Raw genomic sequence first — 7490 nt, 5'->3', positions numbered from 1 at the left:
AGATACAAAGATAGCGATTTTATCTGACATTCACAAATAGAATCACTGTTATTTTGATGATAATCAGAGGATTATTCTAAAATTGTTGCTGACCAACCTGATTGTATTCGATTCGCTGAATAGTTACGGCTTCTATCCTAAGCGTTACTCATCTGCAATCGTATGTATAAGAATCGCCTGATATGGGATTAAGTGCAACGAAATTCTCACAAGTCATTATCATATTGCCTTCCTTGCTATTTGCCTTGAAAGAATGCTTAGGGGTATCTTCTGTACTGGTGGAATCCAAAAACTTGACATTGTTAGGTGTGAGGATTTCATATGACCATTTCATAGGGTTCGCCAGGTAGAACATCATCCTTGTTGCAAGCCATTAAGAGCAGGAAATCGCCATAACAGGCATGAACAGTTTTCTGATATTATATCAATTCATGTTAAATAGGCATATTTTAAATCGTTCCATCATGAGGGAAAAATCGTTCCACCATGGTGGAACGATTTTTTCGCCACGGTGGAACAATATTTCCGTCATGGAGGAACGATTTTTCTTTCGTATCTTTTTTGCTTAATAAAAGCTTGTGCGATATTGAGACAAAAGAAAGTGCTTCAAAATGAATCTTGGCTATCATTCTGACACACTTTCTTTTGTTATTAAAAGAGCCTCCTTGTTCTTGCTGAGGCGGGGATAGTTTGATTACTGTTTCTCCTTGTGTATAATTTTGCCTTGACTATCTCCGAAAAGGTTGTCTCCCAGCGTGGTTACCTTATTTCCCGTGGCAAGTACATAGCGCAGGTTGTCGCATCCCATAAATGCTCCGTACTCAATGGCAGTTACACCGGCAGGAAGCACCAGCGTGCCGCACAAACGGCCGCAGCCACTGAATGCGCGCTGTCCGATGTTTTTAAGTCCTTGCGGGAGCTGCACGTTCAGCAAATACTTCTTTTGGGTGAAAGTATAGTCGGGGATTGCAGTGGCATTACTGTTGGCCATGTCGATGGAGACCAGATTGGGCATATAGTCGCGTATCAGCGTGAAGTCGGCTTCGTCCATTTTGCCTTCAACGGTCAGGAAGTTGACATCTTTGGGTTGTAATCCCGCTCTTAGCAGTTCGCTGGCAAGGCTGCCCGTTTTGCCTATCTGTACATTTACTGTCAGAGGCTCCCCTTCGATGAAGGCAAAGGTTTCCCAATTCTTTTTGGTGCGGTAGGAGTCGCTGCATCCCAGCGGTACGAATATGGCAGTGACACTGTCTACCAATGCCTCGGACAACAGATTAGGAGCTGTTTTTTTCCGTATCTGACATATCTTGAGGTTTTTGCATCCCTTGAAGGCGGCATCCTCGATGTTCTTGGTCTTGTCTGAAAGGATGATTCTGGTCAGCGTCTCCTTGCCGGTGTAAGTGCTGTCATCCGCTTGCTTGCAGAAGGCGTATGCCGGGATGCAATTGGCAGGATATATATAAAAACGGTTTGGATAAGTTCCGTTCTTGCCTGCATACATGCTGATGGAGGCATTTGAAATGTCCAGTAGTTGCAGGTTCTTGAATTCATCCCGCAGATGCCTGAAGTCTATGGCATTCAGCTTGCCCTGCAAGGTCAGTTGGGTAATTTCATCGGCTTCCGCTTCTGTCATCAGTTCCACCAAGGTACCGGGTTTGGCTACGTAGTATCTCTTGGATTTTTGTGCCGAGGCATTCAGCATTAACGCCAGCCCGGCAACGGCTAAAAGAATTTTTTTTAGTTTCATGTTTGTCGATTCCAGATTGATTTTTCAAATATAAGGAGAAACTGGCAGGAATACATGAAGTTTTTTCTTTTTATTATTATTTTTGTCGGATATTAATCAATATGAGATACCAATGAAGACAGAAGAATCAGTGAAGGAAGAGCGTGTTGCTGCGGGTAAGGCAAAGCGTATTCGGCTGACATTTGTTGATATAGTGCTGTTTGTTGTGCTTTTTATGATTCTTCTGTTTTTGTTTGCCATGCCTTTTGCCATTGCTTTTCCGGAGTTGAAGACACTGGCTGGCGGGGCGAGCTTCTATTTGATGATGTTGAATGAAGTCTTGATGTTGGCCAGTGGGCTTGTTTCTGCTTGTATTGTGCTGGGTTTCAGGAAACTTCCTTTTTCGAACTTGGGCTTGTCTTTGAAGGGGTGGGGCAGAAGCTTGCTGAACGGAGCTTTGTTTGTCGTGTTCTTGTATGCAGTTGGTTTTGGCTTGTCTTTATTGTTGGGGGCTGTGGATGTGGCAGGGGTCTTTTTTTCTCCCATTTCGTTGTTGGCAAGTCTTTTGCTTTATTTTTTAGTGGCAGTTACGGAAGAGGTTATCGGACGCGGTTTTATTTTGGGGCGTATGCTGGATGGAGGTGTCGATAAGTTTGTGGCATTGTTCATCTCAGCAGTGTTATTTTCGTTGATGCACCTTTTCAATCCCGGTTTTACCTTTGTCCCGTTTCTGAATATTGTGCTGGCAGGTTGTTTTCTGGGGGCTTCCTATATATATACGCGCAACCTCTGTTTCCCCATTGCTTTGCATTGGTTCTGGAACTGGATTCAAGGCTCTGTTCTGGGATATAAAGTCAGTGGAAATGAATTCAGCAATGAGAATCTGCTGATTCTTCACTTTCCGGAAGAAAATCTGATAAATGGAGGAACCTTCGGGTTCGAAGGCTCCATTCTGTGTTCACTGCTTTTAGTGCTTGGTACGGTAATCATCATAAGACATTATTATAAGGAATCAGGGATTAAGGATTAATACAGCAACTATTAATCCCTAATCCTTAAATCTCTATCCCTGTTCCATTCCTTTCATTGTCAGCTGTATGCGTTTCCGGTCTATGTCTATGCCGATTACCTTTACGCGTACATGCTGGTGAATGGACACCACTTCATTGGGGTCTGATATGAATCTGTCGGCGAGTTGGGAGAGGTGTACCAGGCCGTTTTCCTTGATGCCTATGTCGACAAATGCGCCGAAGTTTGTAATGTTTCCTACGATACCGGGCAGTTCCATGCCTTCACGCAGGTCGTTGATGGTGCGTACGTTCTTGTCAAATTCAAATATCTTTATCGGTCCGCGCGGGTCACGTCCGGGTTTGTCCAGTTCTAGCAGAATGTCTTTCAGAGTCGGCATACCCACGGTAGGGGAGAGGTAGCGTTCCGGATTAATCTTCAGACGCAGTTCCTTGCTGGCTATCAGTTCGGCTACGCTGCATTCCAAATCCTTCGCCATCTGTTCTACGATGCAGTAGCTTTCCGGATGCACGGCGGTGTTGTCCAGAGGATTCTTTGCTTGTGGAATACGCAGGAAGCCGGCACATTGCTCAAAGGCCTTGGCACCCATGCGCGGCACTTTCATCAATTCCTTGCGGGAAGTGAAAGCACCGTTGGCAGTGCGATAATTCACAATGTTTTGTGCCAGTTGAGGACCCAATCCGGAGATGTAGGTCAGCAGATGGCTGCTTGCGGTGTTTAGATTGACACCTACCTGGTTTACACAGTTCTCTACGGTCTGGTCCAGTGATTTTTTCAGCTTTGTCTGGTCCACATCATGCTGGTATTGCCCCACACCAATAGATTTCGGGTCAATCTTTACCAACTCTGCCAGCGGATCCATCAAGCGCCTGCCTATGGACACGGCACCACGCACGGTGACATCGTATTCGGGAAACTCGTCCCGTGCAATTTTAGAGGCTGAATAGATGGAAGCCCCCTGCTCGCTGACGATGAATATCTGCACATCACGATTGAAGCGCTGATGTTTCAGGAACTCCTCCGTCTCACGGCTGGCAGTTCCGTTACCGATGGCAACTGCATCTATCTTATAAGATTCGAGCATCATTTGCAATTTGGTGAATGCTTCCTTCTGCTTGCTGACCGGAGGGTGGGGATAGATATTCTCATTGTGGAGCAGATTTCCTTGTGCATCGAGACACACAACTTTACATCCCGTACGGAATCCCGGGTCTATGCCCATCACACGCTTCTGCCCTAATGGCGAGGCCAGCAGTAATTGACGGAGATTTTCCGCAAACACTTTGATGGCTTCCTCGTCGGCACGTTCCTTGCTTTGCGTGGCGAATTCCGTTTCTATGGAAGGCTTCAATAGGCGTTTGTAGGCGTCTTGGACGGCTTCTGCCACTTGTTGTCCGCAGGAATTATTGCTTCGCACGAATTGGCGTTCCAGCCGTTCTACGCATTCCTCATCGTCCGGGCTGATACTGACTTTCAACAGACCTTCCGCTTCAGCGCGCCGGATGGCGAGCAGACGGTGGGAACTGCATCGTCGCAAGGATTCGGAGCAGTCGAAGTAGTCGCGGTATTTGGCTGCTTCCTCTTCTTTGCCTTTCACTACCTTGGCGGTCAGTGTGCCTTGGCGGGCAAAGGAGTTCCGGACGCTGTTTCTGGCCCGCTCGTCTTCACTCACATGCTCGGCTATGATGTCCCGTGCGCCCTTCAAGGCATCCTCTATATTCTTTACGTCCCCTTTCACATAACCGGCGGCACGTTCCTCTGGATGAGGCTCACGCTGCAACATCAGCAGGGTGGCGAGTGGTTCCAGCCCCTTTTGGCGGGCCGCCTCGGCACGTGTTTTTCGTTTGGGCTTGTAGGGGAGGTAGATGTCCTCCAGTATGTTATTGTCCCAAGTCTCCTCAATGCGCTTCCGGAGTTCAGGAGTCAGTTTGCCTTGTTCTTGAATGGTGCTGAGAATGGTTTCCTTGCGCTTGGCAGTTTCGCTCAGTTTCTCATATTGTGTCTGGATAGCCTCAATCTGCACTTCGTTCAGTCCTCCCGTTGCTTCCTTGCGGTAACGGCTGATGAAAGGAATTGTCGCTCCGTCTTCCAGCAGGCCGAGGGTCGGGCTTATTTGTCTTTCTGATATGCCGAGAGCGGCAGATATCATTCGATGAAAATCTTGTATCATTTTGTATCTCATTTTGTAATAGGTGCCAAAAGTACAAAAAACAATTGTTGTTTTTTCTCCAGGTTTCAACTTTTCAGTATATTTGTCACAATTATGGAGTAATTTGTTGCCGGGCGATACCGTTTGGATTTGTCTATTTGTAAGCTGACCGTTGAAGTAGTAGCTTGGTGAGAAAGTACTGATATATGAAATAAGGAAATATAATGAAAAGATTTAGTTGTTTTTTTATCTGGATTTTTGTCCTGACAAGTATACTTCCTGCGCAGGAAAGAGAGGTGAAGCTGAAAGTCGTACAGACCAGTGATGTACATGGAAACTATTATCCTTACGATTTTATACACCGTCGGGAGGCAGCCGGCAGCCTGGCGCGCGTGCATGCTTTGGTGCAAAAGGAACGTGAGGCTTATGGCGAAAACCTGATTCTGTTGGACAATGGCGATATTCTGCAGGGACAACCCACAGCCTACTATTATAATTACATAGATACTGTTGCCTCCCATCTGACAGCGGAGATGATGAATTTCATGAGGTATGATGCCGGTAATATGGGTAACCATGATGTAGAGACCGGCCGTGCCGTTTTCGACCGTTGGGTAGGTGACTGCCGTTTCCCGATATTGGGTGCCAATATTGTGGATGCTGTTACTGGAGAAGCCTATTTCAAGCCCTATGAGGTGCTGGAACGTGAAGGAGTGAAAATTGTTGTCCTCGGCATGATAACTCCTGCCATCCCCGTATGGCTTTCAGAGAATCTGTGGAAGGGGTTGCGTTTTGACGATATGGAAGAGACCGCCCGCCGATGGATGAAGATTATCCGTGAACAGGAAAAGCCGGATTTGGTTATCGGTATGTTCCATGCCGGCCAGGATGCTCGGCTGATGGGAGGCAAGTATCGCGAAAACACTTCGGTGGAAGTGGCTTGTAATGTGCCAGGATTCGATATTGTCTTGATGGGCCACGACCATGCGCGCGAATGCAAGAGGATATGCAATATAGCTGGTGACTCGGTACTGGTGATGGATCCTGCCAGCAACGGTCTCGTTGTGAGTAATGTGGATATAACCTTGAAATTGCATGACGGCAAGGTTATTGGCAAGAAGATAGACGGCATATTGTCTGATACAAAAGACTACGGCGTCAGCAAAGAGTTCATGCAGCGCTTTGCCCCCGAATATGAAGCTGTACGGAATTTTGTTTCCAAGAAGATAGGTTCTTTTACCGAGACCATCTCCACACGTCCTGCCTATTTCGGCTCTTCCGCTTTTATAGACCTTATCCATGAATTGCAGTTGGCAATCAGTGGGGCGGATATTTCTTTTGCGGCTCCCTTGTCCTATGATGCGGAAATCTGCAAAGGAGACATTTTTGTGAACGATATGTTCAATCTGTACAAGTACGAAAATATGCTTTATACCATGCGTCTGACGGGAAAGGAGATACGCGATGCCCTAGAGATGTCGTATGGTTTGTGGACTAACTGGATGAAGTCTCCGGACGACCATATCCTTCTCCTCCGTGAGAAGCACCGTGAAGGTGCTACGGATAGGGGATCATTCAAGAACTTCAGTTTCAATTTCGACTCTGCGGCAGGCATTGTCTATACGGTGGATGTGACCAAGCCGGATGGAGAGAAGGTAGCCATTCTCAGTATGGCGGACGGTACTCCTTTCGATATGGATAAAATGTATAAGGTGGCGGTGAATTCTTATCGCGGAAACGGCGGCGGCGAATTGTTGACAAAGGGTTCCGGTATCTCGCAGGATGAATTGAAGGAGCGCGTTATCCACTCTACGGATAAGGACTTACGTTATTATCTGATGCAGTACATCGAGCGGAAAAAGGTGATTGAACCACGTGCGCTGAACCAGTGGAAGTTCATTCCCGAAGAGTGGGTGGTTCCGGCTGCCAAGCGTGATTATGAGTTCTTGTTTGGTAAAGTTAAGGAATAATTCACTATCTTTGCGGCTCAAAATCTATAGCATAAGTTTTTGGACGTGAAGCAGAAGAAAAAAATTATAGGCGCATTGAGCTTGCTGGTACTGTTTATCATGTACCAGGCAAGCATCATCGCGTTCACCCACGTCCATTATGTGAATGGGGTGATGATAACGCACTCGCACCCTTTTCATGGCACACACTCTCACTCCCAGACTTCCCTTCTGGTCATCGGGCATCTGTCGGCATTCTACTCTTCCGGGGTGGATGTGCATGAAGTTCAGCACCCGATGCGTCCTTTGCTGGCCATGCTCAGAGCCAAACCGGCAACACCTACCGTAAAGGGGGAAGTAATACGTACCCTTTCCCTTCGCGCTCCTCCCGCTCTTTTTTCATACTCATTAGGTTTAAAAACGCCTGGATTTTCGCATGTACACGCCAGGCATTTGGTTCCTTAATGACCGGCATTTCAGCGAATGAAATGCGGCATTTAGGGTTATTATCATTAGTGTCCCATAAAAAATAGGGACTAGTTAAACATTAAATAAATTTGGCCCATTTGGTCCGAAACGGTCTTTGTCATATTGAAATTTAGTTTTGTCGAAGAGGTCTTTCAAGTGCGTTTTGTCA

General features: G+C 46.6%; 5 protein-coding genes and 1 pseudogene. 3 read left to right on the top strand and 3 right to left on the bottom strand.

Going from position 1 to position 7490, the window contains the following annotated elements:
• Positions 1-449: 449 nt before the first annotated feature.
• Complete coding sequence (locus tag HU824_RS18725) at positions 450-629, bottom strand: hypothetical protein (RefSeq protein ID WP_176469677.1); 180 nt, start codon at positions 627-629, stop codon at positions 450-452.
• 65 nt (positions 630-694) lie between these two features.
• On the bottom strand, positions 695-1747 hold the full coding sequence (locus HU824_RS18720; protein WP_176469676.1) for a leucine-rich repeat domain-containing protein: 1053 nt from the start codon (positions 1745-1747) through the stop codon (positions 695-697).
• Positions 1748-1859: 112 nt separating this feature from the next.
• Between HU824_RS18720 and HU824_RS18715 the strand changes: the two genes are divergently transcribed.
• Positions 1860-2756, top strand: coding sequence for a CPBP family intramembrane glutamic endopeptidase (locus tag HU824_RS18715; RefSeq protein ID WP_176469675.1), 897 nt, complete (start codon positions 1860-1862; stop codon positions 2754-2756).
• Positions 2757-2789: 33 nt separating this feature from the next.
• On the opposite strand, the gene HU824_RS18710 is transcribed toward HU824_RS18715, so the two are convergent.
• The gene (locus tag HU824_RS18710; protein WP_136011133.1) at positions 2790-4925 is read right to left on the bottom strand and encodes a Tex family protein; all 2136 of its coding nucleotides are present in this window, start codon (positions 4923-4925) and stop codon (positions 2790-2792) included.
• Between the two features lie 203 nt (positions 4926-5128).
• Here HU824_RS18710 and HU824_RS18705 point away from each other — a divergent pair, with 203 nt between their 5' ends.
• A complete protein-coding gene (locus HU824_RS18705) occupies positions 5129-6874 on the top strand; it encodes a bifunctional UDP-sugar hydrolase/5'-nucleotidase (protein WP_176469674.1) in 1746 nt (581 codons plus the stop codon).
• A gap of 45 nt (positions 6875-6919) precedes the next feature.
• Positions 6920-7255 (top strand): annotated as a pseudogene (locus tag HU824_RS18700) (hypothetical protein); the annotation flags it as partial.
• Positions 7256-7490: the final 235 nt, after the last annotated feature.

It is taken from the genome of Bacteroides sp. L10-4, assembly GCF_013373675.1.
Taxonomy (GTDB): Bacteria; Bacteroidota; Bacteroidia; order Bacteroidales; family Bacteroidaceae; genus Bacteroides; species Bacteroides muris.
This window is presented reverse-complemented; position numbering and strand designations above follow the sequence as displayed.

Bases quoted from the DNA above. Each gene is read 5' to 3' on its own strand.
- HU824_RS18710 (WP_136011133.1), bottom strand. From the start codon at position 4,925: ATGATACAAGATTTTCATCGAATGATATCTGCCGCTCTCGGCATATCA.
- HU824_RS18705 (WP_176469674.1), top strand. From the start codon at position 5,129: ATGAAAAGATTTAGTTGTTTTTTTATCTGGATTTTTGTCCTGACAAGT.
- HU824_RS18725 (WP_176469677.1), bottom strand. From the start codon at position 629: ATGATAGCCAAGATTCATTTTGAAGCACTTTCTTTTGTCTCAATATCG.
- HU824_RS18720 (WP_176469676.1), bottom strand. From the start codon at position 1,747: ATGAAACTAAAAAAAATTCTTTTAGCCGTTGCCGGGCTGGCGTTAATG.
- HU824_RS18715 (WP_176469675.1), top strand. From the start codon at position 1,860: ATGAAGACAGAAGAATCAGTGAAGGAAGAGCGTGTTGCTGCGGGTAAG.